The 24,308-nt window shown below is 72.8% G+C and carries 23 protein-coding genes; 12 read left to right on the top strand and 11 right to left on the bottom strand.

Annotated elements, in window-relative coordinates; translation table 11 throughout:
* Positions 1 to 37: 37 nt before the first annotated feature.
* A complete protein-coding gene (locus tag HF995_RS06200) occupies positions 38 to 1,240 on the bottom strand; it encodes an acetyl-CoA C-acetyltransferase (protein WP_168446853.1) in 1,203 nt (400 codons plus the stop codon).
* 83 nt (positions 1,241 to 1,323) lie between these two features.
* On the opposite strand from HF995_RS06200, the gene HF995_RS06195 reads away from it, so the two are divergent.
* Complete coding sequence (locus HF995_RS06195) at positions 1,324 to 1,875, top strand: GNAT family N-acetyltransferase (protein WP_168446852.1); 552 nt, start codon at positions 1,324 to 1,326, stop codon at positions 1,873 to 1,875.
* Positions 1,876 to 1,888: 13 nt separating this feature from the next.
* On the opposite strand, the gene HF995_RS06190 is transcribed toward HF995_RS06195, so the two are convergent.
* Positions 1,889 to 2,731 carry an LLM class flavin-dependent oxidoreductase gene (locus HF995_RS06190; protein ID WP_168446851.1) on the bottom strand — a complete coding sequence of 281 codons (843 nt, stop codon included), beginning with the start codon at positions 2,729 to 2,731 and terminating at the stop codon, positions 1,889 to 1,891.
* Positions 2,732 to 2,887: 156 nt separating this feature from the next.
* On the opposite strand from HF995_RS06190, the gene HF995_RS06185 reads away from it, so the two are divergent.
* The 3 genes from HF995_RS06185 (at position 2,888) to HF995_RS06175 (ending at position 8,371) form a co-directional block, all read left to right on the top strand.
* A complete protein-coding gene (locus tag HF995_RS06185) occupies positions 2,888 to 5,782 on the top strand; it encodes a hypothetical protein (protein ID WP_168446850.1) in 2,895 nt (964 codons plus the stop codon).
* Between the two features lie 39 nt (positions 5,783 to 5,821).
* Complete coding sequence (locus HF995_RS06180; protein WP_168446849.1) at positions 5,822 to 7,105, top strand: M18 family aminopeptidase; 1,284 nt, start codon at positions 5,822 to 5,824, stop codon at positions 7,103 to 7,105.
* 336 nt (positions 7,106 to 7,441) lie between these two features.
* A complete protein-coding gene (locus HF995_RS06175; protein ID WP_168446848.1) occupies positions 7,442 to 8,371 on the top strand; it encodes a hypothetical protein in 930 nt (309 codons plus the stop codon).
* A gap of 88 nt (positions 8,372 to 8,459) precedes the next feature.
* Here HF995_RS06175 and HF995_RS06170 read toward each other — a convergent pair whose 3' ends face one another.
* From HF995_RS06170 to HF995_RS06160, 3 genes are all read right to left on the bottom strand, one after another.
* The gene (locus HF995_RS06170; protein WP_210727082.1) at positions 8,460 to 8,876 is read right to left on the bottom strand and encodes an NUDIX hydrolase; all 417 of its coding nucleotides are present in this window, start codon (positions 8,874 to 8,876) and stop codon (positions 8,460 to 8,462) included.
* Positions 8,877 to 9,230: 354 nt separating this feature from the next.
* Positions 9,231 to 10,037, bottom strand: coding sequence for a hypothetical protein (locus HF995_RS06165; protein ID WP_168446847.1), 807 nt, complete (start codon positions 10,035 to 10,037; stop codon positions 9,231 to 9,233).
* Complete coding sequence (locus tag HF995_RS06160) at positions 10,034 to 10,933, bottom strand: ABC transporter ATP-binding protein (RefSeq protein ID WP_168446846.1); 900 nt, start codon at positions 10,931 to 10,933, stop codon at positions 10,034 to 10,036. Before HF995_RS06160 ends, HF995_RS06165 begins: the two co-directional genes overlap by 4 nt.
* Positions 10,934 to 11,089: 156 nt before the next feature.
* Here HF995_RS06160 and HF995_RS06155 point away from each other — a divergent pair, with 156 nt between their 5' ends.
* Positions 11,090 to 12,346, top strand: coding sequence for a sensor histidine kinase (locus tag HF995_RS06155; protein WP_168446845.1), 1,257 nt, complete (start codon positions 11,090 to 11,092; stop codon positions 12,344 to 12,346).
* A gap of 41 nt (positions 12,347 to 12,387) precedes the next feature.
* On the opposite strand, the gene HF995_RS06150 is transcribed toward HF995_RS06155, so the two are convergent.
* Positions 12,388 to 12,981 (bottom strand): TetR/AcrR family transcriptional regulator, encoded by a 594-nt coding sequence (locus HF995_RS06150; RefSeq protein ID WP_168446844.1) that lies wholly within the window; start codon positions 12,979 to 12,981, stop codon positions 12,388 to 12,390.
* A 134-nt stretch (positions 12,982 to 13,115) separates the two neighbouring features.
* On the opposite strand from HF995_RS06150, the gene HF995_RS06145 reads away from it, so the two are divergent.
* Positions 13,116 to 13,832: a response regulator gene (locus HF995_RS06145; RefSeq protein ID WP_168446843.1), complete on the top strand. Its 717-nt coding sequence runs from the start codon at positions 13,116 to 13,118 to the stop codon at positions 13,830 to 13,832.
* A 6-nt stretch (positions 13,833 to 13,838) separates the two neighbouring features.
* Here the strand turns inward: HF995_RS06145 and HF995_RS14085 are convergent, their stop codons facing one another.
* The 4 genes from HF995_RS14085 to HF995_RS06125 form a co-directional block, all read right to left on the bottom strand.
* Entirely contained in the window at positions 13,839 to 14,312 is a 474-nt protein-coding gene (locus HF995_RS14085; protein ID WP_168446842.1) for a DUF421 domain-containing protein, read from the bottom strand.
* 48 nt (positions 14,313 to 14,360) lie between these two features.
* Complete coding sequence (locus HF995_RS13605; RefSeq protein WP_210727081.1) at positions 14,361 to 14,873, bottom strand: hypothetical protein; 513 nt, start codon at positions 14,871 to 14,873, stop codon at positions 14,361 to 14,363.
* Positions 14,874 to 14,880: 7 nt separating this feature from the next.
* Positions 14,881 to 15,054: a CsbD family protein gene (locus HF995_RS06130; RefSeq protein ID WP_168446841.1), complete on the bottom strand. Its 174-nt coding sequence runs from the start codon at positions 15,052 to 15,054 to the stop codon at positions 14,881 to 14,883.
* A 74-nt stretch (positions 15,055 to 15,128) separates the two neighbouring features.
* Positions 15,129 to 15,629 carry a GNAT family N-acetyltransferase gene (locus HF995_RS06125; RefSeq protein ID WP_168446840.1) on the bottom strand — a complete coding sequence of 167 codons (501 nt, stop codon included), beginning with the start codon at positions 15,627 to 15,629 and terminating at the stop codon, positions 15,129 to 15,131.
* Between the two features lie 78 nt (positions 15,630 to 15,707).
* On the opposite strand from HF995_RS06125, the gene HF995_RS06120 reads away from it, so the two are divergent.
* The 4 genes from HF995_RS06120 to HF995_RS06105 all read left to right on the top strand — a co-directional run bounded on the left by HF995_RS06120 (position 15,708) and on the right by HF995_RS06105 (position 19,857).
* Complete coding sequence (locus tag HF995_RS06120) at positions 15,708 to 16,331, top strand: 1-acyl-sn-glycerol-3-phosphate acyltransferase (RefSeq protein ID WP_168446839.1); 624 nt, start codon at positions 15,708 to 15,710, stop codon at positions 16,329 to 16,331.
* A gap of 103 nt (positions 16,332 to 16,434) precedes the next feature.
* Positions 16,435 to 17,844: a glucuronate isomerase gene (uxaC, locus tag HF995_RS06115; protein ID WP_210727080.1), complete on the top strand. Its 1,410-nt coding sequence runs from the start codon at positions 16,435 to 16,437 to the stop codon at positions 17,842 to 17,844.
* Positions 17,841 to 19,199, top strand: coding sequence for a mannitol dehydrogenase family protein (locus HF995_RS14080; RefSeq protein WP_350308757.1), 1,359 nt, complete (start codon positions 17,841 to 17,843; stop codon positions 19,197 to 19,199). Before uxaC ends, HF995_RS14080 begins: the two co-directional genes overlap by 4 nt.
* Before the next feature lie 88 nt (positions 19,200 to 19,287).
* Positions 19,288 to 19,857: an NADPH-dependent FMN reductase gene (locus HF995_RS06105; protein ID WP_168446837.1), complete on the top strand. Its 570-nt coding sequence runs from the start codon at positions 19,288 to 19,290 to the stop codon at positions 19,855 to 19,857.
* Between the two features lie 32 nt (positions 19,858 to 19,889).
* On the opposite strand, the gene HF995_RS06100 is transcribed toward HF995_RS06105, so the two are convergent.
* Positions 19,890 to 20,954, bottom strand: coding sequence for a LacI family DNA-binding transcriptional regulator (locus HF995_RS06100; protein WP_168446836.1), 1,065 nt, complete (start codon positions 20,952 to 20,954; stop codon positions 19,890 to 19,892).
* Between the two features lie 108 nt (positions 20,955 to 21,062).
* On the opposite strand from HF995_RS06100, the gene uidA reads away from it, so the two are divergent.
* The gene (gene uidA, locus HF995_RS06095) at positions 21,063 to 22,841 is read left to right on the top strand and encodes a beta-glucuronidase (protein WP_168446835.1); all 1,779 of its coding nucleotides are present in this window, start codon (positions 21,063 to 21,065) and stop codon (positions 22,839 to 22,841) included.
* Positions 22,842 to 22,867: 26 nt separating this feature from the next.
* Complete coding sequence (gene uidB / locus HF995_RS06090) at positions 22,868 to 24,301, top strand: glucuronide transporter (RefSeq protein WP_286189218.1); 1,434 nt, start codon at positions 22,868 to 22,870, stop codon at positions 24,299 to 24,301.
* Positions 24,302 to 24,308: the final 7 nt, after the last annotated feature.

The following is a 24,308-nucleotide window of genomic DNA, read 5'->3' as shown; positions in this document are numbered from 1 at the left end:
GTCCAGGGGTCCGACCAGGCTAACCGCAGGTCGTCGGTCAGCTCGCGGTCACGGCCTCGAGGAGCAGCGCGGTGCCCTGGCCGGTGCCGCCGCACAGCGCGGCGACGGCGCGGCCCGAGCCGCGGCTCGCGAGCTCGTGCGCGAGGTGCACGACGAGGCGAGCACCCGACGCGCCGAGAGGGTGGCCGAGCGAGATCGCGCCGCCGTGCACGTTGACCCTGTCGATCGGCACGCCGAGCTGGCGCACCGAGTGGACGGCGACCGCAGCGAACGCCTCGTTGATCTCGAGCAGGTCGAGGTCCTCGAGCTGCCAGCCCTCGGTCGCGAGGGCGCGCAGCACGGCGTTGCCGGGCTGCGGGGCGAGGGCGGGCGACGGGCCAGCGACCTCGGCGGCCGAGCGGAGCGTCGCGAGGACGGTCCAGCCCCTCTCCTCCGCGACGGAGCGGCGCGCGAGGACGACGGCGGCCGCGCCGTCGTTGATCGTCGACGAGTTGCCGGCCGTCAGGGTGCCGTCCGGGGTGAACGCGGGGCGCAGGGCCGCGAGCTTCTCCGGCGTCGTGTCGGGGCGGATGCCCTCGTCGTCCGTGACGACGGTGTCACCGCGGCGTCCCTTCACCGTGACGGGCACGATCTCCCGGGCGAGGACGCCCGCGTCGCGCGCCTGTGCTGCGAGGCGGTGGGATCGGGCGGCGACCTCGTCCTGCTCCTCGCGCGACGCCGGGTGGTCGGCGGTGCGCCGCTCCGTGTCGAGGCCCATCGCCTCGTGGCTCCACGCGTCCGAGAGGCCGTCGTGCGCCATCGAGTCGACGGCGGTGACGTCGCCGTACACCCAGCCGGCACGCTGACCGCGCAAGAGGTGCGGCGCTTGCGTCATGGACTCCATGCCGCCCGCGACGACGACGTCGACCTCGCCGCTGCGGATGCGGCGCGCACCGTCGACGATCGACGTGAGCCCGCTCAGGCACACGGTGTTGATCGTCACAGCGGGGACGTCCCAGCCGATGCCCGCGGCGATCGCAGCCTGCCGGGCGGGCGCCTGCCCCAGCCCGGCCTGCAGGACGTTGCCCATGATCACCAGGTCGACCGCGCTCGCGTCGATCGCGCCCCGCTCGAGAGCGCCGCGGATCGCTGCGGCTCCGAGGTCGATCGCGCTCACCGTGGCGAACGCGCCGTTGAGGCGTCCGTGGGGGGTGCGCGCGGCGGCGACGAGGACGACGTCCTCGGGTGCGGTCGTGGTCATGTCGTCTCCGGGGGTGGGGAGGGAACGTGGGCCGAAGGAGCCAGGGTGCCATGTCTGCGCGCGGTCCGTCGCATAATTGTCCGGTGCTCGTGACCCTCCGCCCCTGGACCTCGGACGACGCCGCCGACCTCATGGCGGCCCGTCGCGCCGACCCCGACCTGGACCGCCAGTTCGGTGACGCGCCGCAGTCCCTGGGCGACTACGAGCAGTTCATCGCGAACGAGCTCACGGTCGAGCCGGGACAGGAGATCAGCCTCGCGATCGACGTCGACGGCCGCGCGATCGGCTGCGTCGGCGTCGCGTGCGAGCGCGGCGACGAGCCCGCCGGCGGCGACCGCCGCGCGTGGGTGCACTACTGGACTGCCCCGGAGCACCGCGGCTCGGGGCTCGCGTCGCGGGCGTGCGCGTCCCTCGTCACCTACGCGTTCTCCGAGATGGGCGTGACGCGCGTGGAGCTCGGTCACCGGGCCGACAACGTCGCGTCGCGGCGGGTCGCTCTCAAGTCGGGGTTCACACCGTCGGACGACGGGGTGCCCGCACCGCGCAACAGCCGCGAGCGCTTCGCCGTCGAGTCGCACCAGCGCCACGCCTCCGACCCGGCGCCAGACCTCCGGCCCATCCCGATCCTGCTCTGACGCGTCCCCGGCGTCACCGCGGCGGCCCCTGACGGATCCGCGCGAGGAGGGCCTCCGGCGTGTCACGCTCGACGTCCCACCGGGACTCGACCCACCACGACGCCCCTGCCTCCTCGAGCGCCGCGACGCGCTCCACCGCCGCGGACCGGTCGTCGACGGAGACCCCCTCGACCACGACGTCGAACGGTGGCGCCGCCGGGTCCCGCTCCGGCAGGTGCTCGCCCAACCACGCGACGACGCGTCGCACGTGCTCCGGCGTCGCGGGCGCGAACGGGTCCTCCTCGCGCGGCTGGACGATCACGCCGTCCCAGCGGGCTGCCCTGCGCATCGACCTGGGCGCAGGCCACAGCCCGACCGCCCACACCGGGATGCGCGGCTCCTGCACGGGACGCGGCCGGAAGACGACGTCCGTCGCCTGGTAGACCGGTCCGTCGTGGCTGAACTTCTCGCCCGTCCACGCCTTGGCGAGGACGTCGAGGCAGTCGTCGAGCCGCTCGGCACGCTCCCGCGCGGACGTGACCTCGCCAGAGACGCGCGAGTAGCCACCGTCCTCGACCGCGCCGAGCCCCACGGGCATGATCAGCCGACCGTGCGAGAGCTGATCGACCGTCACGGACTCACGCGCGACCTTCCACGGCCGCCTCCGGGCGAGGGAGAACACCTGCGCGCCGAGGCGGATGCGCTCGGTGCGCACCGCGATCGCGCCGAGCAGCACCCACGGGTCGAACGTGTCGACCTCACCGATCGTGATGCCGTCCCACGTGAAGAAGGCATCCCACCCCGCCCGCTCAGCCTCGACCGCCATCTCGACGATCTGGTCGGCCGAGCCGTAGCTGCCCACGAACGCATGTCTCATGCCGCGACGGTACGGCGCACCTCTGACATCCCGGACGAGCACGACCACCCTGGTCGCCACCGGGACCCAGAGGTACATTCCGGACAACAGGGACAGCCGGAGCCGCTCCGGCCGTGCAGGTTGGCACGAGCGGCGCCGCGGACGCGCGAGGCGACCATGGCGAAGAACCGAGCGAAGACCGAGATCCTCGAGCTGCGCGTGCACGGTGTCTCCAACACGCCACCGACCAGCATGCTCGACCTTCCCGCCGACAAGATCGAGCGCGCCGACGGCGACGACCTCGGCAGCTTCTGGACGCCCACCGCCGAGGCCCGCGCCGAAGCGGTCGCACGCCCCCCGGACCATCGCCACCGCCAACGGTCGGACGTCACGCGCGAGGCCTACTCGTGGGGTGCCATGGCGCGCGCGACCAACCTGCCCCTCGGCGATGCGCTGGGCGCCGTCGCCCGCGGGGCCGCCCGAGCCGCCTGGACCCTCGTCCTCCCGTTCGGCCTGGCCAACACCGCGTACTGGGCCCGTCCGATCCACCCGGGCCGGCAGGGCGACACCAGAGCGAGCAGAGCCAGCCGCGGGACCGCGATCGCCGTGCGCCTCTACGGCCTGCTGCTCACTCTCCTCACCGTCTCGTCGTTCGCGACCGTCGGGCTCTCCCTCGTGGCCTCGCAGTGCTTCCGCCCCCTCCCGTCGCTCCCGAGCACAGGCATGAGCCCCGACCAGCCGGTCGCCGCCGTCTGCACCCAGCTGCCCGACTCCCTCAAGGCGCTCGCCAGCCGCACGCCCGGTCAACGCACCGCGCTCGTGCTCGTCGCGGTCGCGGTCCTCGTCGTCCTTCTCTGGCTGCTCAGCAGCCTCGGGCGGGTCCGGTACGAGGAACGCACCTCAGCACGGCACGCGACAGCTACGTCGCCCGGGTCTCGGACACCCTCGTCGGCGGTCCTCCTCGCGACCCCCGGGTTCTGGAGCCACGCACGCCTCACCCTGGCGAGCACCCTCCTGCACGTCGCCGGCGCGCTCGCGCTCCTCGTCGGGATCGTCGCGTGGGACCGCGTCTTCGGGGGCGTCTGGGCGTGCCGCGACATCCGCACGATCACCGACGCCGCATGCCTGAGGACGACGACCCGCGAGCCTGACTTCCTCGTCCTGCTCGTCGTCGCCGTCGTGCTGCTCGTCCTCGTCGGCCACCGGCTCGCCGTCGACTCCGCGGCGTCCGTCGACGTGCCCGCCCCCGCGCGCCGGAGCACGACCGCCCACCGCCACGCCGGCGCCGCCGTCTCCTACCTCGTCGCCGTCTCGATCATGTTCGCAGGCACGCTCGCCCGCCTGTGGGCCCTCCCCGCGGACGGCGCCGTCCACGACCCCCGTCTCGGCAGCGAGCTGTCCAGCCTCATGGTCGCGCCCACGGCGCTCGTCGCCCTGCTCCTCGTGCTCGCGGTCAGCGCCCTCGCGTGGCGCGACAGCCGCCGCCCCTGGACGACCATCTGGGCAGCCGTCCTCGCGACCGTCGCGCTCACGGCCGCAGCGATGGACCTCACGGTCGGCGACGTGCGGCTGAGCGGGTGGCTCGAGGCGGTCGGCGCCGCGCTGCTGCTGGCGATCGCCCTCCGCACGACCACGGCGCTCCTCCGGCCCCGCAAGACCGCACGGCGGCACGAAGGATGGCGCGGAGCGGGCCCTGGCGTCTTCCTCCTCCTCGCGACCGCCACGTCGATGGTGCTCTGCTCCCTCCTCGTCTCGGGCACCGCCGCCTACCTCAACGGCCCGGCCGACGGCGCACGGCTCGCCGTCCCGCCCGAGCACGCCACCGCCGCAGAGGCCGCCTGGAAGGGCGGCCCCGTCTTCGACGTCGTCCCGACGTCGCCCGCGCCCGCCGTACGCGTCGCCGCGCCGGCCGCCTACGTCGAGTTCGCGACGGCGACGCTCCTCGTCGTCGCAGCAACCGTCGTCGTGCTCATCGGGATGGGCGTGCGGCGCGCGCTCAGCCGCGCCCCGCTCGAACCGCGCGGCAAGCGCTACCCGAACCCGGGCGATGCTGACCTCACCCCGCGAGCGCTCGCCCGCATCCTCACGGCGCGGCGCAACGCCGCCGAGCTGCAACGGGCCGAGGTGATCCTCGGGACGATCGCAGCGCTGTCCTTCGTCGTCCTCGTCCTCACTCTGCTCACCGAGGCGCGTTCCGTCACGGCCGCCGACGACGTCGCCTCGCTCGTCGAGGTGCGCGCGCAGTGGGCCCCGATCCTCCTCAACCTCACACCCACGCAGGCCGCGCTCCCCGTGGCGGCGGTCGGCGCCGTCGCGCTCCTCGTCGTCGGGTCGATGGTCGCAGCGAGCGGGACCGGCGGCGTGACCCGGCCCCTCGGGATCGTGTGGGACATCCTCTGCTTCCTCCCGCGCGCCGCCCACCCGTTCGGCCCGCCGTGCTACGCCGAGCGAGCCGTCCCCGAGCTGCGCGGCCGCATCGACGCGTGGCTGACCGGCGGGGAGCGGGGGAAGCGGCGGGTCGTCGTCGTGTCCGCGCACAGCCTCGGGGCGCTCCTGACGATCGCCGCCCTGTTCGCCCGGGACGAGGACGGGTGGGACGACGTCGGGCTGCTGACCTACGGCGTCCAGGTGCGCCCGTACTTCGGCCGATTCCTGCCCGACCTCCTCGGCCCCGCGACGCTCGGCGTCCCGCCGTGCAAGCCGCCCGGCGCCTTCGCCACCGACCCGTGGGGTCGCGAGATCGCCGAGGGCTCCGCGACGGCGACGCCGCTCACGGGCGCGCTCACGAGCCGGCTCCACGGCGGCCGGACTGGCCCGCCCGCCTGGGTCAGCCTGTGGCGGCGCAGCGACTACCTCGGCTTCCCCGCGTGGGGATACGCACCGAACGACGTCGACCGCCTCGCGGAGGAGGACGACCGCACCACCTACCTCTTCTCCGTCGCGACCCACTCGGGCTACCCGCGCACGGTCGCCTACCACCGTGCGCTCGACGAGGTCCTGGCACGGCTGCGCGTCCGCGGCGCGACGCCGCCGGTCGTCGCAACCCTGCACGCTCCGGCTGCCGGGACCTGAGTGCCGGTGCGCCGGAGGACCGAGTGCTTGGATAGACGCATGACCTCGCAGAACCTGGACGCGCACATCGACGACTTCGCCCGCTTCATCTCAGCGTCGCCGTCGTCCTTCCACGCCGCCGCCGAAGTGGCCCGCCGGCTCGACGACGCGGGCTTCACGCGCCTCGACGAGGCAGCCGCCTGGGACGTCGCCGGGCACGTACGCGCGTACGTCGTGCGCGACGGCGCGATCATCGCGTGGGTGCGTCCCGCGTCGTCGGGCCCCACCACCCCGCTGCGCATCCTCGGCGCGCACACGGACTCCCCGGGCCTCAAGCTCAAGCCCGCACCGACGACCGTGTCGCACGGCTGGCTGCAGGCCGCCGTCGAGGTCTACGGCGGGCCGCTGCTCAACTCGTGGCTCGACCGCGAGCTCGAGCTCGGCGGCCGCCTCGTGACGCGCGACGGCGCCGAGCACCTCGTGCGCACGGGCCCGATGCTGCGCGTCCCGCAGCTCGCGATCCACCTGGACCGGTCGTCGAACGACGGTCTCAAGCTCGACAAGCAGCGCCACATGCAGCCCGTGTTCGGCGTCGACGGCGACGACGGCCCCGTGGCCGAGCGTGACGTCCTCGAGCTCCTCGCGAGCATCGCAGGGGTCGCGGCGAGCGACGTCGTCGGCCACGACGTCATCACCGTCGACACGGCCCCGCCCGCGCGCTTCGGCGCCGGCCGCACCCTGTTCGCGGCGCCCCGCATGGACAACCTCACGTCCGTCCACGCGGGCCTCGTCGCGCTCCTCGGCGCGCCCGACGACGCGGACCACATCAGCGTCCTCGCGGCGTTCGACCACGAGGAGATCGGGTCGGAGTCCCGCTCGGGCGCGGCCGGACCGTTCCTCGCCGACGTGACCGCGCGCCTGTCGGGCGGCACGACGGAGGAGCTCGCCCGCATGTACGCCGCGTCGTGGTGCGTGTCGAGCGACGTCGGCCACGCCGTGCACCCGAACTACGCCGAGCGGCACGACCCGACGCACCACCCGGTGCCCGGCGGCGGCCCGCTGCTCAAGATCAACGCGAACCAGCGCTACGCGTCCGACGCGCACGGCGCGGCCCTGTGGGCGCGCGCGTGCGAGGCTGCCGGCACGCAGCCGCAGGCGTTCGTCTCGAACAACACGGTCCCGTGCGGCTCGACGATCGGCCCGATCACGTCGGTGCGTCTCGGCATCCGCACGGTCGACGTCGGTGCGCCCCTGCTGTCGATGCACTCCGCGCGCGAGCTGATCCACGTGCGCGACGTCGTCGCGCTGTCGGGTGCGATCGGCGCCTTCTACGCGGGCGTCTGACGCGACCGGGCTCAGCGCCCGGTGCTGAGGTGCCCCGCGCTGAGGCGCCCCCCGCGCTGTGCGCACGTCCGCCCGGCCCTGCACCGAGGTAGGCCCTCCCTCTCGAGGTAGGCCCTCCCTCTCGAGGTAGGCCCTCCCCCTCGAGGTAGGGCGTTCGACGGCCCTACCTCGCGTCGAGCCCCCTACCTCGCGACACGGGTGGCCCGCGCGGCCCGGGCGGCCGCCCCGGGCGACTGGTCGCGGCTGCCTGCCCACGGCGTCCAACACCAGGGGGTGGACCCACAGCCCGAGTCTCACGACCGCACGGCGCACCGTTCACGTGACAACTCTGTGCCCATGAGCCAGGGCACGCGCACCATCTCGACCGTCCGATTCAGCCGGGACCACCTGCCCTCCGACGTCGCCGTCCGGCGCCGGAGCGGGGAGTGGATCCGGCTCAGGCGCGGCGCCTCGATGGAGGCGCACCCGGCCGGCATGGATACGCACGAACGCCGCGAACGCGAGCTCCGGGCCACCCTGGTCGCGCTGAGCCAGACGCTCGCACCACACGCCTGCTTCTCCCACACGACCGCGGCGCTCCCGTGGGACCTGCCCAGCTGGCGCTCCGGGTCGAGGATCCACGTGACGTCGCCGACGAGGTCGAGCGTGCGGCGGGGCGCACCGGTCGCCCGGCACGTCGCGGTCGTGCCGCACGGGCAGCGCACCCAGGTCGGCGGCCTGCCTGTCACGACGCTCCCGCGGACGGTCGCCGACTGCGCCATGACGTCGTCACCCGCCGAGGGCCTCGTCGTCGTCGACGCCGCCCTGCGCGCAGGTCTGAACCTGGCGGAGGTCTCTGCGCTTCTCGAGGAGCGCGTGGGCTGTCGCGGGGTCCGGCTGGCGCGAGAGCTCCTCGCCTGCGCCGATGCCGGCGCGGAGTCCCCGGGGGAGAGCTGCACGCGGTTGATCGTGCTGGCCGCCGGGCTCCCCCGCCCGACGACGCAGCTCGAGGTGCGCACGCATCTCGGCCGGTTCCGGGCCGACATGGGGTGGGAGGCCTGGCGACTCCTCATCGAGTACGACGGACGCTCGAAGTACGCGGGCGCTGAGCAGGAGACGTTCATCCGTGAGAAGCGGCGCGCTGACGCACTTACGGAGGCGGGGTGGCGCCTCGTGCGCGTCACGAAGGAGGACCTCCGGAGCCCTGAGCTGCTGGTCGCCCGAGTTCTCCGGGCAGCGCCCGGGCCGATCCCTCACACACCTCGGCCGGCGCTCCGAGCTCGCTGAGCGTTCCGCGCCGCCTGGTCGCGGGTGCGAGGCGCCGCGTCGGTTCCCGGAGGGGTGTGGGGCAGGTCGCGCGGCACGGGCTCCCGGCTCAGCGCCCGGCGACGAGCCCGTCCAGCACGGGGATGACGTGGTGCTGGAGCAGCGGGGCAAGATCGTCGCGGGCGGACGCCGTCGCGGGGTCGAGCCACGCCAGCTCGGCAATCTCGGCGGCGGCCTCCGGCGTCGCTCCCTCAGGAAGGGGCGCGAGGTAGACCGTGGACGCGATCCGGGTGTCGGTCTCGTTCGCGGCGTCGGAGTCGAATGCTCCCAGCAGCTCGAGCTCGTCGAGGCGGATCTCCAGACCGACCTCCTCCGCCACCTCACGGACAGCCGCCGTGGCGGGATCCTCGCCCGGCTCGAGCTTGCCTCCCACCAGCATGAACTTCGACGTACCGCGCTTGCGGACCGTGAGGATGCGGCCTTGCTCGTCCCGGAAGCAGACGGCGGAGATGACGAGCGTGCGCATCCCACCACCCTAACGACCGCCGCGACCTGATCCGCCGCGAACTTCGTCGCCGCGGCCGCGTCGTCCGGCGCGCCCGCGCCACCCCGCGCCACCCCGCGCCACAGCGAGCTGCCGAGGTAGGGCTCTCCACGTGAGGTAGGGGCATGCAGCGCCCTACCTCACGACCACCGGCCTACCTCGCGAAGAACCCCCTACCTCACGAAGCAGCGGGTAGCGCCGGCGGGTCGGCGACCGCACGGCACGGCAGGTGGGAGCGCCGGCGGGGCGGCGACGCCGGACGTCCCCCTGCGACGGCCGGCTGCGGTGCAGCACGAAGGCGGGGCCCGACGTGCGGGCCCCGCCCTCGCGACTCGGCTACTTGACCTCGCGGCGGACGATGCGCAGGTGCCCGACGACGTACGGCACGACGATCCAGATCGTCACAGTGACGGCGATCTGGGCCCAGTGCTGGCCTGTCAGTCCCTCGTCCGCGTACAACGGCATGAGCGCCGTGTTGAGGTCGATCCACGGGGCGCTGTCCCGCAGCCAGGACACGAGCTGCGCGAGCAGCGACCAGACCATCGGCAGGATGTAGTACACGACGAGCGCGAGGGGCGTGCTGAGGAACAGCATGCCGAACGCGACGCCCTGCACCACGACGAGCAGCTGCAGGAACACGAGCGCAAACATGTCGGAGGACCCGACGGACCAGTCGGCGCTCGTCTGGTCGAGGCCGACGGCGACGAGGTGCGCGACCGCCGACATGAGCAGCAGCGCGACGGTGCACACGAGCGTCAGGATGACCGCCGAGAGCAGCTTGGCAACGTTCACCCGGCCACGTCGGGGCTCCTGCGTGTACGTCGTCATGCCGGTGCGCTGGCTCCACTCGCCCGTCACGGCAAGCACGCCGAGCGCCGGCAGGATGAGCATCTGGATGGACGACGCGCCGCTCGCGAGCTCCCAGAACGTCAGCGTCGGGGCTTCTCCGACGGCCACGACGATCCCGAGGCCGACCAGCGTGATCGCGCCGATCGCGATAAGCAGGCCACGGCCGGCGCGGGTGTCGACGAGCTTGCGCAGCTCGGCGTGCAGCAGCCGCAGGAACGGCACGCCAGGCGCGCCAGCGGGCGGGACGGACCAGTCAGCCTTGGCCGACGGCGTCGTCAGGGTCGCGGTGCTCATGCCGCCACCTCCTCTCGTGCGGTGTCGGCAGTCAGGTTGAAGAACAGCTCCTCGAGCCCGTGGTTCTGCGCGAGCGAGAGGTTCGTGAGCGCGATCGCGGCGTCGCGTGCGACGACGCCGACCTGCTCGGGCTGCGCCGACGTCGCGAGGCCGCCGCCTGCATGGCGCGACACCTCGAACCCGCCGCGCTCGAGCGCGTTCGCGAGCGCGACGTCGTCGAGGGACGCGACGACCGAGCCGGGGACGCTGAGCAGCTCCTCCTTGGAGCCTTGAGCGACGATCTTGCCGCCGCCGATGACGATGAGGTCGTCGGAGACCTCCTGCATCTCGAGGAGCAGGTGCGAGGAGAGCAGCACGGTGCCGCCCTGCCCTGCGAACCCTGCGAGCAGCGACCGCATCCAGCGGATGCCGGCCGGGTCGAGGCCGTTGACGGGCTCGTCGAGGATGAGCACCTGCGGGTCACCGAGCAGCGCACCGGCGATGCCGAGCCGCTGGCGCATGCCGAGGGAGTAGTTGCGGACGCGGCGGCCGGCCTCCTTGGGGGTGAGCCCGACGAGGTCGAGCATCTGGTCGACCCGCGTGCGGTCGGCGCCCGTCATGATGGCGGCGAGCGTGAGGACCTCGCGGCCGGTGCGGCCGGCGTGCTGGGCGGAGGCGTCGAGCAGGACGCCGACGTGCCGCGCCGGGTTCGGCAGCGCGGCGTAGGGCTTGCCGAGGATGGTGGCGGTGCCGGCGGTGGGCACGGTCAGGCCGCACATCATCCGCATGGCGGTGGACTTGCCGGCCCCGTTCGGGCCGAGGAAGCCGGTGACGCGTCCGGGGCGGACGGTGAACGACACGTCGTCGACGGCGGTGAAGCCGCCGTAGCGCTTGGTGAGTCTCTCCACGGTGATCATGCGTCTATCGCACCAGCGCAGCGGCAGGGACCGCATCGTCCCGCGGGCGCGGGCGCGTCCTCCCTGCGTCCTTCACGGAGGTCCACCCACGGTAGGGGGTGCCCGCGACCGGGGTCGCTTCCCCCTGCCCGACGTCGCTCCTAGGGTGGGGGGACCATGTCACCAGTGCCTCCCGCCGTCACCGCGACGTCCGACCCGGAGCCGCGCCGGCCTGTGTTCCTCCCGGCGCCGCTGACGACCTGGCAGGAGACCTGGCGTTGGCTCGTCACGGTGACCGCCTCCCTCTTGCTGCTGGTGGTGGGCTCGACGGATGCGGCGTTCGCAGGCCGCTCGCTCGGGCTCGACGTCCTGCTCGGTGTCGTCGCGTTCGGGGCGTTCGCGGTGCGTCGCCGGTGGCCGCTCCTGGCGGGTGCGGTCGCGTGCCTCGCCGGCAGCTTCTCGATGACGGGCGTGCCGCCGTCGCTCGTCGTGCTCATGTCGGTCGCGACGCGACGCCGCTGGCGTGAGATCGCGGCGCTCGGCGTCGGCTGGGTGTCGCTGTCGGTCGTCTACGACCGAATGACGTCCGACATGACGCCGACCGTCCCGTGGTGGGCGCTCATGATCGCGACCCTCCTCGTCTACGGGATCGTCGTCGCGGTCGGCTCGTACGTCGGCGCGCGACGCGAGCTCGTCGCGACGCTGCGCACGCGTGCCGAGACGGCGGAGCGCGAGCAGTCCGCACGTGTCGACCAGGCGCGTGCCGAGGAGCGGACGCGCATCGCGCGCGAGATGCACGACGTCCTGGCGCACCGCATCTCGCTCGTCGCGATGCACTCGGGCGCGCTCGCGTACCGCACGGATCTCGGCCGGGAGGAGACGGCGCAGACCGCCGCGATCATCCGTGACAACGCGAACCTGGCCCTCAAGGAGCTGCGCGAGGTCCTGGGGGTGCTGCGCGACCTCAACGCGAGCCCGTCCTCGGCCACGCCGGAGCGGCCGCAGCCCTTGCTCGGTGACATCCACGAGCTGGTCACGTCGGCACGCTCGGCGGGCACGACGGTCGCGCTCGACATCGCTCCCGAGGTGGAGGAGGCGTTGCCCGGGTTGTCGGGGGCGGTGAGCCGCGCCGCGTACCGCATCGTCCAGGAGGCGCTGACGAACACGCGCAAGCACGCTCCGGGGATGCCGGTCGATGTGTGCGTCGGCCGGTCGACGGCGCCCGACGGCGTCGACCGTCTCACGATCGAGGTGCTCAACGCGCTGCCCGCCGCGCGCCCGTCGGGGAAGCGGGGTCCGACGGACGGACCGCCGTCGTCGGGGCTGGGCCTCACGGGCCTCGCCGAGCGGGCGAGCCTCGCCGGGGGCGAGCTGCGGCACGGCCCCGACCGCTCCGGACGCTACGTCGTGTCGGCGTGGCTCCCGTGGTCGTGACGGCCGCCGGCCACCGCGACGCGCGCAGCGCGGAACCGCTCCTAGCGGATCACCCGCAGGCTCCGGCCCGGGCTGCCTGCGAACACGTCGACGACGGTGTGGATGAGGTGCCTCGTCGGCACGAGCGCGACCTTCGGCCGGTCGACACGGATCCGGACCAGACCGTGCAGGGCGAGCCACAGCCCGACCGCGCGCTCCTTCGCGACGTCAGGCGGGAGGTCCGGGCGGCAGAGCTCGACGCCCGCGATGACCGTGTCGAGGACCTGCGCGGGCGCCGTGGCGCCGTCCTCGAGGCTCGCCAGGCCGAGGTCGCTCGTGTTGCGCACCCCGAAAGCGAGCGCGTACCCGCTCGGGTCCTCCCCTGCCCACACGACGTAGCCGACGGCGAGCGCCTCGAGGTCCTCGAGCGCCGTCGCGCCGGCGGGAAGGAGCGACACCTCGAGGTCCATGCGCGCGAGGCACCGCTGGAACGCGGAGAGGATCAGGTCGTGCAGGAGGGCGTCGGTGTCGGGGAAGTAGAGCGCCACGACGTCGGCGGCGAGCCCGGTGCGATCGACGAGCGCGTCCATCGTGAGCGCGGACGTGTCGACGGCGGCGACGATCAGGTCGGTCGCTGCGGCGCGTATCGCATCCATGGCGCGGTCGGCCTTCGGTCCACGCCCCGCACCACTGCCCGGGCTCGACATACAGCCACGGTAGTGGACGCCTCCCCCACGCGCACCGTGCCGCTCTGCCCTGCTCCGCCCGCCTCCGTGAAAGGCTTGCGTCCATGACGCCCGACGCGACCTCTTCGTCCGCCCCGGCAGCCCGCGTCGTCCTGGTCGACGACGATCCTCTGGTCCGCGCGGGGCTGCGCATGATCCTCGGCGGTGACCGCTCGATCGAGATCGTCGGCGAGGCCGGGGACGGCCTCGAGGCTGAGGAGGTCGTCGGCGCGACGACGCCCGACGTCGTGCTCATGGACATCCGCATGCCTCGCCGTGACGGGCTCGCCACGACGGAAGCGCTGCTCGCCTCGAACCCGGACCTGCGGATCATCGTGCTGACGACGTTCGACGCGGACGACATGGTGCTCGGCGCCCTGCGCGCGGGCGCGACGGGCTTCCTGCTCAAGGACACCCCGCCCGAGCGGCTCGTGCGCGACGTGCTGGCGGCGGCGGCCGGGGAGCCGACGCTGTCGCCGTCGATCACGGCGCAGCTCATCGCAGCGGTCGCGACGCCGGGCTCCTCGACGGAGGGCGTCCGTGGTGTCGACGAACCGCCGGCGCGGCGCGCGTGCGCCCGCGAGCGCCTCGCACGCCTCACGGAGCGAGAGCTCGAGGTGGCGCAGGCGATCGGCCGCGGGCTGAGCAACAGCGAGATCGCGGCGACCCTCTTCATGTCGGTGCCGACGGTGAAGTCGCACGTGGGCAAGCTGTTCACAAAGCTCGAGGTGGACAACCGCGTGCAGATCGCGATCTGCGTGCACGACGCCGACCTGGGCTGACGGTCCTCAGCGAGCGGCCGACCTGTCGGAGCTCTTGGTCTGCTCGAACGGGAAGAACGAGATCTGGCCGTTCGTCTCGAGCACCGCGAGGCGCACGGACTCCATGCGGGCGATGCCCTGCTGGCGGGCTGCGCCGTACAGGTCGTCGAGGGACAGCCGTTCGGCGCGCATGACGTCGGCCTGCACCTCGCCGTCGTGCACGACGACGACGGGGACGCCGTGCGTGAAGCGCCGCGCCCCGGGATATCGGGCGTTGATCCACGACAGGAAGATGGTCAGCAGCGCGAACGTGCCGACGGCGAGCATGGCCCCGGTCACGGAGTAGTCCTGCTGGGTCACCGCCTGCTGCACGAGGTCGCCCATGCAGATGAAGAGGATGAGCTCGAAAGCGCTGAGCTCGCCGAGGGTGGACCGCCCGACCACGCGGGTGATGCCCCACAGGAACGTGAAGATGATGACGGCGCGGACGACGGTCTCCACAGCCACTCCTCCGGGCGAAGCTGCGCCGGGCGCGGCCGGCTGGTGTCGTTACGGGACGATGCGGGTGGCGAACGACGTCGTGGCCACCTGGGTGCTGTCGGCCTCGACGACGGCGACGGTGCCGCTGCGGCCGATCTGGGATGCGGGCTGGATGTAGGCGTCGAAGTCGAGGACGAAGGTGTCGCCCTCGGGGGCGGCGAAGGTGAGGAAGAGCTGCGTGCCGTCGCGGACCTCGTCGGAGGGGGACGGGACGAAGCCCTGCGTCTCGAAGATGTCGAAGTAGTTGCCGGTCACGGCGAGGGTGATCTCGTCGTCGAACCCTCCGGCGCGTTCGACGACCACTCTCCAGGGGACGTCGAGGCCGCTGCGGGCGGTGGCGGCGTAGGTGACGCTCAGGGTCACGTCCCCCTCCGTCGTCGTCCTGGTCGTGGAGCGGACCCCGAGCAGGCCGGTCGCGCCGGCGACGACGAAGACCAGGAGCGCGGACGCGCCGACGCGCCTCCCCCACAGGCCGCGAGAGCGGACCTGTGGGGGGTGGACGCGTCCGAGCGTCGAGCTCATCGGGACGTCAGTCCTTGAAGGCGTCCTTGACCTTCTCGCCAGCCTGCTTGAGGTTGGCGGAGACCTGGTCGCCCTTGCCCTCCGCTTCGAGACGCTCGTCGTCGGTGGCCTTGCCGGCCGCCTCCTTGCCCTTGCCCTGCAGGTCCTGGGCAGCGTTCTTGAGCTTGTCGTCGAGTCCCATGTCTCCTCCTGGAGGTCGTCGGTATCGCGGTTCTTCGACCGTAAGCCGACGCCCGGCGCCTCGCACGACGAACGTCAGCGGACCATGCGGACGTCGACGATGTCGTCCCAGTGCGGGATGGTCTTGGTGGCGCCGTCGGCGACGAAGCCGTGACGGGCGTAGAAGCGTCGTGCGCGCGGGTTGTCGCGCGCGACCCACAGGTAGGCGGGCACGTCGCCGAGGGCGGCTGTCACGAGGGCGTCGGCGACGCCTGCGCCCTTGACGGCGTCGAGCACGTACATCATGCCGAGCTCGTGCGGGCGGGGGGCGTCGTCATCGTGCGGGGCACGCACGAGCGTGAAGCCGACGACGTCGTCGCGCACCTGCGCGAGCCACGCCCCGGGGGCGTCGGGGCTGTCGAGGATGTCGCGCCACATGGCCTCGTGCTCGGGGACGGAGAGGTTCGCGAGCAGCTCGTCCGAGAGCAGGCCGGGGTACGTCTCGCGCCACGCCTGCACGTGGACGACGGCGAGCGACGGTGCGTCCTCGGGGCGCGCGCGGCGCACGAGCGCCGTGAGGTCGGGAAGGTCCGTCATGGCTCGATCGTCGCCGGGCCTGCGGGCCGCAGAGGGCGGCGTCTCAGGATCCGGCCGGTGACCACCTACTGTGTGCGCATGAGGATTCGTCGTGCCATCGCTCGCCTGGGCTGGAAGATCAGCCCGTGGACCCACAGGTCGACCGTCGTCCCCACGGATGGCGTCGGGGTGCTGATCGGGGCACCGCACACCTCCAACTGGGACTTCATCCTCATGCTCGGCATCGCGTGGGACCTGGGGCTGAAGGTCAAGTACCTCGGCAAGCACACGCTGTTCAAGCCGCCGTTCGGCTTCATCATGCGATGGCTCGGCGGCATCCCGGTCGACCGGTCGAACCCGGCGGGGATCGTCACGGACATCGTCGAGCGGGTGCGTTCCGGGCAGGGCTTCTACCTCGTGGTGACGCCGGAGGGCACCCGGTCGTCGGGCACGTACTGGAAGTCAGGCTTCCACCGCATCGCGGTCGAGGCGGGGCTGCCGATCACGCTCGGCTACGTCGACCGCGACACGATGACGTCCGGGCTGGGCATGACGTTCGTGCCGACGGGCGACGTGCGGGCGGACATGGACGTGGTGCGTGCGTTCTACGCCGACAAGTCGGGCTTCCGGCCGGAGCTGCGCACGGAGCCCCGGCTGCGCGAGGAGGACCGGGCGTCGGGCGAAGACGCCGCGTACGGCTCGGACGGCTCTCACCAGGAGTGACGCGCTCGGACTGAGGCGCGCTCCGCCGTCGGGCTCGCGCCCCTGCGGGGCAAGTGACGGCAACCGATTGCCGGAGCGCATGGCGCTGCCGAGACTCGACGGCATGGACGCCTGGACACTTCACCCCGACCGGCTGCTCCCCGCCGACCCGACAGCGCGCGACGTCGCACGCCGCCTCTACGGCCAGACCCGCGACCTCCCGATCGTGTCCCCCCACGGCCACGTCCCCGCGGCGATGCTGCTCGACGACGAGCCTTTCGCCGACCCGACCTCCCTCCTCGTGACGCCCGACCACTACGTCACCCGCCTCCTGCACGCGTCGGGCGTCCCCCTCTCCGAGCTCGGCGTCGGGCAAGGACCGCTCCCCGAGGGAGACGCACGCCGCGCCTGGCGGCACCTGTGCACGCACTGGTCCGCGTACGCGGGCACGCCCGTGCGCTTCTGGTTCGAGTCCGAGCTCGTCGACGTCTTCGGGGTGACCGTCCGCCCGAGCGCCGAGACCGCCGACGCCGTCTACGACGCGATCGCCGCACGCCTCGCAGAGCCGGGCTTCCGCCCCCGCGCGCTCTTCGACCGCTTCAACATCTCCGTCCTCGCCACGACCGACGACCCGGTCGACGACCTCGCCGCGCATGCCGCGCTCGCGGCCGACCCGTCGTTCACAGGCCGCGTCGTACCGACCTTCCGCCCCGACCGCTACCTCGAGGTCACCGCCCCAGGATGGGCCGACGACGTCGCGCGCCTCGGCGAGGCCGCCGGCGTCGCGACCGACACGTTCAGCGGGTGGGTCGCCGCGATGGAGTCGCGCCGCGCCCACTTCAAGGCGCACGGCGCCGTCTCCGCGGACCACTCGCACGAGGACCCCGGCACCTTGCACCTCGACCGGGCCGACGCCGAGCGCATCTACGCCGACGCGCTCCGCGGGAACGCCGGCACCGCGGACGGCACCGCGCTGCGCCGCCACATGCTCCTCGAGCAGGCCCGCATGTCCGCCGACGACGGCCTCACCATGACCATCCACCCGGGCGTCCGGCGCAACCACCACGGCCCGACGTTCGACCGCTACGGCGCCGACGTCGGCGCGGACCTCCCGCTCGCGGTCTCCTACACCGACCACCTGCGCCCGATGCTCGAACGGTTCGGCACGAGCCCCGGCTTCACGGTCGTCCTCTTCACGCTCGACGAGACCGCGTCCGCGCGCGACATCGCACCTCTCGCGGGCTTCTACCCGAGCGTCTACGTCGGCGCACCGTGGTGGTTCCTCGACGCCCCGGACGCGATCCGGCGCTGGCGCGCCGCCGTCACCGAGACCGCCGGCTTCTCCCGGACGAGCGGCTTCATCGACGACACGCGAGCCTTCTGCTCGATCCCCGCCCGCCACGACATGTCCCGCCGCCTCGACGCGGGCTTCCTCGCGGGGCTCGTCGCCGAGCATCGCCTCGACGAGGACGAGGCCGCCGAGATCGCCGTCGACCTCGTGGTCGGCCGCCCGGCGGAAGCGTTCGGGCTGTGAGCGCCGCACCGCTCCGCCGCACCCAGCCGGCGCCACCCGTGCGGCACGTGCACCTCGGCCTCGGCGCGTTCTTCCGTGCGCACCAGGCCTGGTACACCGCGCACGCCGACGACGCCGCCGAGTGGGGCATCGCCGCGTTCACCGGCCGCTCCCGGGCCCTCGCCGACACGCTGACCGCGCAGGACGGGCTGTACACGCTCGCCGAGCTCGCCCCCGGCGCGGACCACGTCGAGACCGTCGAGTCCGTCGTCGCCGCGCACGCCGGCACGGACCACGAGGCCCTGCTCCGCTACGCCGCCGACGCGGCCGTCACCGTCATGACGACGACCGTCACCGAGGCTGGCTACGTCCGCGGGGCCAGCGGGATCGACCACGAGGACTCCCGCGTCGCCGCCGACGTCGCGACCCTGCGCGCCGACCCGCGCGCCCCCGTGCAGACCGCCCCCGCCCGGATCGTCGCGTTCCTCCTTGCGCGCCGTGCCGCCGGCGGGGGCGGGCTGACGATCGTCCCGTGCGACAACCTGCCGTCGAACGGCGACGTGCTGCGCGACGTCGTCGAGGACCTCACGTCCCTCGTGGACCCGAGCCTGCAGGCGTGGGCCGACGAGCACCTCTCCTACGTCACGACGATGGTCGACCGCATCACGCCCGCCTCGACCGACGACGACGTCGCCCGCGCCCGCGCAGCCGGGTTCGACGACGCCGCGCCCGTCGCGACCGAGCCGTTCGCCGAGTGGGTGCTCGCCGGGGAGTTCCGCGGCCCGCACCCCGCCTGGGAGACGGCAGGGGCCACCTTCACCGACGACGTCGTGCCGTACGAGGAGCGCAAGCTCTTCCTCCTCAACGGCGCGCACTCCCTCCTCGCGTACGCGGGCTCCGCCCGCGGGCACGAGACCGTCGCCGAGGCGTTCGCGGACCCCCTCGTGCGCAGCCGCGTCGAGGCGTGGTGGGACGAGGCGTGCCGTCATCTGACCCTGCCGGCCGGCGACCTCGCCGCGTACCGCGTCGCGCTCACGGCCAGGTTCGCGAACACGTCGATCCGGCACCTCCTCGCCCAGATCGCGAAGGACGGCACGCAGAAGCTGCCGGTGCGCATCCTCCCGACGCTGCGCCGCGAGCGCACGGAAGGCCGCATGCCCGACGGCGCCGTGGCCGCGCTCGCCGCATGGATCGCCTCCGTCCGCGCAGGCGGACCCGCGCTCGACGACCCGCTCGCCGAACGGCTGCGCCCCCTCGTCGGGATGCCCGCGGACGCGGGCAGCCGTGACCTGCTCGCCCTCCTCGACCCCGCACTCGCCCAGGACGCCGAGCTCGTCCGCGCCGTCGTGCACGCGCAGGTCCTCGTCCCGCGGTAGGGCGCCGGATGGGCGCTGCGGCACGCGGTGGCGGGCGAGCGTGCGCAGTGCGACCGTGAGAGGACCACACCTCAACCGGGAGACAACGATGGTCACGTACAAGGTCGGCTACTTCGTCGGCAGCCTCTCGTCCACGTCGATCAACCGCGAGCTGAGCCGCGTGCTCGCGAAGGTCGCGCCCGACAACCTCGAGCTCACGGAGATCCCCATCGGGGACCTGCCGCTCTACAGCCCCGACTTCGACGCCGACTACCCGGCGGAGGGACGTGCCCTCAAGAACGCGATCGCGGCGTCGGACGCCGTCCTGTTCGTCACCCCCGAGTACAACCGGTCGATCCCCGGGGCGCTCAAGAACGCCCTCGACTGGGCGTCACGGCCATGGGGCCAGAACTCGTTCGACCACATGCCTGCGGCCGTCATCGGAGCGTCGCCCGGCAAGATCGGCACCGCGGTCGCCCAGCAGTCGCTGCGCGGCGTCCTGAGCTTCTGCAACGCCCGGCAGATGACCTCCCCCGAGGCCTACATCACCGTCACGCCTGACCTGTTCGACGGCGAGGGCGGCGTCACCGACGAGTCCGTCGCCACGTTCCTCACGGAGTTCATGGCGGAGTTCGCGGAGCACATCCAGCGCGTCCTCACGGTCCTGCCGCGCAGCTGAGACCGCACCCACCCGCGCCTCCCGCGCCGGCCTTAGCCTGCGGGCGGCGTCGGCGTCCAGGCGCGTTGGCGGCGCGGGCGCGGGCCCGTGGACTCGCGGACGCGCAGCGCGGCGGGCAGCAGCGCGGGGCGCCGCGGCACAACCGTCCGGGCGCCCCGCAGCCCCACCGTGCTGAGCTGCTCGACCAGCATCGTGACGGCGTGCTTCCCGAGCGCGGCGAGCGGCGCGGCGACCGTCGTCAGGGCTGGCGAGCAGAAGTCCGCGCCGAAGATGTCGTCGAACCCGACGACCGACACGTCCCCCGGGACGGCCACGCCCCACGACTGCACCGTCTGCATGAAGCCGATCGCGATCAGGTCGTTGTACGCGACGACCGCCGTCGTGCGCGCCTCCGCGAACGCGCGGGCTGCCGCGCGCCCGCCGTCGATCGTCGGGGCGAACGGGCCGAGCCTGCGCACGCGCAGGCCCAGCTCGTGCCCGGCCTCCTGCGCCGCACGCCACCGCATGCCGTCCGCCCAGGACGCCTCCGGGCCAGCGAGGTACGTGATCGTGCGGTGGTCCAGCTCCGCGAGGTGCTCGACGGCGCGGCGCATGCCGCGCCCGTTGTCCGTCACGACGCTCGGCACGTCCGTGACGACCCTGTTGAGCACGACGGCGGGCTGACGCCGTGCGATCGCGCGGATGGACGTGTCCGAGAGGCGTGACGTCGCGAGCACGATCCCCTCGACGATGCCCGCCGTGCGGTCGAGCGCCTGGCGCTCGACCTCGGTCGACTCGTTCACGTCCGCGACGAGGAGCGTGTAGTCCTGCTCCGCGGCCGCACGCTCGGCGCCGCGGATGATCTCGAAGAAGAACGGGTTCGTCAGGTCGGACGCGACGAGCGCGACGAGCTTCGTGCGCGATCCCTGCAGGGCCTGCGCGAACGGGTTGCTGCGGTATCCCATCTGCTCGGCGACCTCGTGGATGCGCGCGGCCGTCGCCGCAGCGACGCGGCCGGGCCGGGAGAACGCCCGCGAGACGGTCGACGGAGCGACTCCGCAGGCCGCAGCCACGTCGTAGATCGTGGGCGGCTTGGCGCCTGTGTCGTCGTCGACCATGCGGCGAACGTACGGCACGCGGCAATCCATGGCAACCGCTTGCCGCGCCCCTGGGCGCAGGCGCTGAATGGCTCTGCCAACCCCACCCCCCTGCGAGAGGAACCGACGATGCTTCGTCCTCAGGACACCAACACCCGCGAGCGCAAGTCCCTGAACGGCCTGTGGGAGCTGCGCCTCGACGGGACCGGCGCGGGGCACGACGCACGCTGGTTCGCCGCCCCCCTCGAGGAGTCGGTCGCGATGCCCGTCCCCGCCTCCTACAACGACATCCTCACGGATCCGGCCGCCCGCACCCACGTCGGCGACGCCTGGTACCAGACGACCGCCCGCGTCCCGCGCGGCTGGGCCGGCCAGCGCATCAGCCTCCGCTTCGACTCCGCCACGCACCGCGCGGTCGTCTGGGTCGGCGACACCGAGGTCGCCCGCCACGAGGGTGGCTACACGCCGTTCGAGGTCGACATCACCGAGCTCGTCACGCCGGGCGAGGAGATCCGCGTGACCGCGGCCGTCAACAACGAGCTGACGTTCCAGACGATCCCCCCGGGCATCGTCGAGGACACCCCGCAGGGCCGCCGGCAGCGCTACTTCCACGACTTCTTCAACTACGCGGGCCTGCACCGCAGCGTGTGGCTCACCGCGACGCCGCGCACGCGCGTCGAGGACGTCACCGTCGTGACGACGATCGACGGCACGACCGGCGTCGTCGGGTACGACGTCGTCACGGACGGCCCCGAGGACGTCACCGTGGTGACGGTCCTGCGGGACGCCGACGGCGTCGAGGTCGCACGCGCCGCAGGCGCGAGCTCCGAGCTGCACGTCGCCGACGCGCACCTGTGGGCGCCCGGTGACGGCTACCTGTACGAGCTCGAGATCCGCCTCGAGAACGGTGGCGAGCTCGTCGACTCCTACCTCCAGACGGTCGGCATCCGCACGGTCGAGGTCGTCGGCACCGAGTTCCGCATCAACGGCGAGCCGTTCTACTTCACCGGCTTCGGCAAGCACGAGGATTCCCCCGTGCGCGGCAAGGGGCACGACGACGCGTTCCTGGTCCACGACTTCGCGCTCATGGAGTGGATCGGCGCCAACTCGTTCCGCACCTCGCACTACCCGTACGCGGACGAGGTCTACGACTACGCCGACCGTCAGGGCATCGTCGTGATCGACGAGGTCGCGGCCGTCGGCCAGAACATGGGCCTCGGCGGCGGGATCTTCGGCACCCAGGGCTACACGACGTTCTCCCCCGAGACCATCAACGACAAGTCCCGCGAGGTGCACGCCCAGGCGATCCGCGAGCTGTTCGCCCGCGACAAGAACCACCCGTCCGTCGTGCTCTGGTCGATCGCGAACGAGCCCGAGTCAGACACGGACGCCGCACGCGCCTACTTCGAGCCGCTCTTCGAGCTCGCCCGGTCCCTCGACAGCACGCGCCCGATCGGGTTCGTCAACGTCATGCTCGCCCCGCACGGCAAGTGCCAGGTCTCCGAGCTCGCTGACGTCATCATGCTCAACCGCTACTACGGCTGGTACGTCAACACCGGCGACCTCGCGGCCGCCGAGGAGGCGTGGACCGCCGAGCTCGAGCAGTGGGCGGGCGACGGCAAGCCGATCATCATCACCGAGTACGGCGCCGACACGATGGCCGGCCTCCACTCCCTGCACCAGACGCCCTGGAGCGAGGAGTACCAGGTGGCCTACCTCGAGATGAACCACCGCGTCTTCGACAAGGTGCCCGCCGTCGTCGGCGAGCACGTGTGGAACTTCGCGGACTTCCAGACCTCCGACGGTGTGTTCCGCGCCGACGGCAACAAGAAGGGCGCGTTCACCCGCGACCGCCGCCCCAAGGCCGCCGCGCACGCGCTGCGCAGCCGCTGGACCGCCCGCCCCTGACCCTCCCCACGATCGAGGAAACGACCATGACCAGCAACGTCGCTGGGGTCTCACCGTCCGTGAACCCTGCCCTCACCGCCCCTCCCGCGGCCACCCCCGCGCGGGGACTGCGGATGCGCCAGCTCGTCGGCTACGCCGCCGGCGACGCCGCCAACAACCTCGCGTTCTCCATGACGTCGATGTTCCTGCTGCTCTACTACACGGACGTCGTCGGCATCTCCCCCGCAGCCGCGGGCACCCTGTTCCTCGTCGTCCGCGCCTGGGACGCGTTCGCCGACATCTACGCCGGCCGGCAGGTCGACAAGACGATGACCCGGTGGGGCAAGTTCCGGCCGTTCTTCCTCTTCGGGTCGCTGCCCGTCCTGCTGCTCTCGGTCGCCACGTTCACCGTCCCCGGCGGGCTCGGTGGCACCGGCAAGCTCGTCTACGCCTACCTCACGTACGCGGCGCTCGGCCTCGCCTACTCGCTCGTCAACATCCCCTACGGCTCGCTCGCCTCAGCGATGACGCAGGTCCCGGAGGAACGCGCAAAGCTCGCGAGCTTCCGCACGATCGGCACGGCGACGACGATCATCATGCTGTCCTTCGTCGTCGCGCCCCAGATCCGCAGCTCTGACAACCTGCAGCAGTCGCTCACGCTCACGACCCTCCTGTTCGTCGTCGTCGGGTTCGGGCTGTACATGCTCCTCTTCTCGACGGCACGCGAGACCGTCGTGCGCGACGTCGCGCAGGTCTCCCTCAAGCAGAGCCTCGCCACCCTGCGCGGCAACCGCCCGCTGCTCATGCTGTGCACGAGCGCGCTCATGTTCCTCGTCGGGATGTTCTCGCTCCAGACCGTGCAGGCGTACTACGCCCGCGACGTCCTCGGCGACGCGAACATGTTCATCGTCCTGACGGTCGTGTCGACCGGCGCGATGTTCGTCGTCGCACCGTTCATCCCGCGCATCGTGCGGCGCTTCGGCAAGAAGCGCTCCTACATCGTCGCGTCCCTCGTCGCGATCGTCGGGGCCGTCGGCGTCGCCGTCAGCCCGCCGTCGATCCCCGCGTTCGCGGTCGTCTCCTTCGGCCTGTACGGCATCGGCCTCGCCGCGGTGAACACCCTCATGTGGGCCCTCGAGGCCGACACGGTCGAGTACGGCGAGTGGCGCAGCGGAGTGCGCACCGAAGGCACGACGTACGCCGTCTTCTCGTTCGTCCGCAAGCTCGGCCAGGCGATCGGCGGCGCGGCCGCCGCATACGCCCTCGGCTGGATCGGGTACGTGGCCGACGCCGAGGTGCAGACCCAGGGCACGCAGGACGGCATCCGCCTCGTCGCGGGCTTCGTTCCCGCCGCGTTCATCGCGCTCGGCGTGCTGATCATGCTCGCCTACCCCCTCACCGAGAAGGTCTTCGGCCAGATGGTCGCCGAGGTCAAGGCGCGCCGCGAGGCGCTCCCGACCACGCCCGACGCCGACGCCTGAACCCATC

The organism is Sanguibacter hominis ATCC BAA-789 (assembly GCF_012396185.1).
GTDB lineage: Bacteria > Actinomycetota > Actinomycetes > Actinomycetales > Cellulomonadaceae > Flavimobilis > Flavimobilis hominis.
This window is presented reverse-complemented; position numbering and strand designations above follow the sequence as displayed.

Bases quoted from the DNA above. Each gene is read 5' to 3' on its own strand.
- HF995_RS06200 (WP_168446853.1), bottom strand. From the start codon at position 1,240: ATGACCACGACCGCACCCGAGGACGTCGTCCTCGTCGCCGCCGCGCGC.
- HF995_RS06190 (WP_168446851.1), bottom strand. From the start codon at position 2,731: ATGAGACATGCGTTCGTGGGCAGCTACGGCTCGGCCGACCAGATCGTC.
- HF995_RS06185 (WP_168446850.1), top strand. From the start codon at position 2,888: ATGGCGAAGAACCGAGCGAAGACCGAGATCCTCGAGCTGCGCGTGCAC.
- HF995_RS06180 (WP_168446849.1), top strand. From the start codon at position 5,822: ATGACCTCGCAGAACCTGGACGCGCACATCGACGACTTCGCCCGCTTC.
- HF995_RS06175 (WP_168446848.1), top strand. From the start codon at position 7,442: ATGAGCCAGGGCACGCGCACCATCTCGACCGTCCGATTCAGCCGGGAC.
- HF995_RS06170 (WP_210727082.1), bottom strand. From the start codon at position 8,876: ATGCGCACGCTCGTCATCTCCGCCGTCTGCTTCCGGGACGAGCAAGGC.
- HF995_RS06165 (WP_168446847.1), bottom strand. From the start codon at position 10,037: ATGAGCACCGCGACCCTGACGACGCCGTCGGCCAAGGCTGACTGGTCC.
- HF995_RS06160 (WP_168446846.1), bottom strand. From the start codon at position 10,933: ATGATCACCGTGGAGAGACTCACCAAGCGCTACGGCGGCTTCACCGCC.
- HF995_RS06155 (WP_168446845.1), top strand. From the start codon at position 11,090: ATGTCACCAGTGCCTCCCGCCGTCACCGCGACGTCCGACCCGGAGCCG.
- HF995_RS06150 (WP_168446844.1), bottom strand. From the start codon at position 12,981: ATGGATGCGATACGCGCCGCAGCGACCGACCTGATCGTCGCCGCCGTC.
- HF995_RS06145 (WP_168446843.1), top strand. From the start codon at position 13,116: ATGACGCCCGACGCGACCTCTTCGTCCGCCCCGGCAGCCCGCGTCGTC.
- HF995_RS13605 (WP_210727081.1), bottom strand. From the start codon at position 14,873: ATGAGCTCGACGCTCGGACGCGTCCACCCCCCACAGGTCCGCTCTCGC.
- HF995_RS06130 (WP_168446841.1), bottom strand. From the start codon at position 15,054: ATGGGACTCGACGACAAGCTCAAGAACGCTGCCCAGGACCTGCAGGGC.
- HF995_RS06125 (WP_168446840.1), bottom strand. From the start codon at position 15,629: ATGACGGACCTTCCCGACCTCACGGCGCTCGTGCGCCGCGCGCGCCCC.
- HF995_RS06120 (WP_168446839.1), top strand. From the start codon at position 15,708: ATGAGGATTCGTCGTGCCATCGCTCGCCTGGGCTGGAAGATCAGCCCG.
- uxaC (WP_210727080.1), top strand. From the start codon at position 16,435: ATGGACGCCTGGACACTTCACCCCGACCGGCTGCTCCCCGCCGACCCG.
- HF995_RS06105 (WP_168446837.1), top strand. From the start codon at position 19,288: ATGGTCACGTACAAGGTCGGCTACTTCGTCGGCAGCCTCTCGTCCACG.
- HF995_RS06100 (WP_168446836.1), bottom strand. From the start codon at position 20,954: ATGGTCGACGACGACACAGGCGCCAAGCCGCCCACGATCTACGACGTG.
- uidA (WP_168446835.1), top strand. From the start codon at position 21,063: ATGCTTCGTCCTCAGGACACCAACACCCGCGAGCGCAAGTCCCTGAAC.
- uidB (WP_286189218.1), top strand. From the start codon at position 22,868: ATGACCAGCAACGTCGCTGGGGTCTCACCGTCCGTGAACCCTGCCCTC.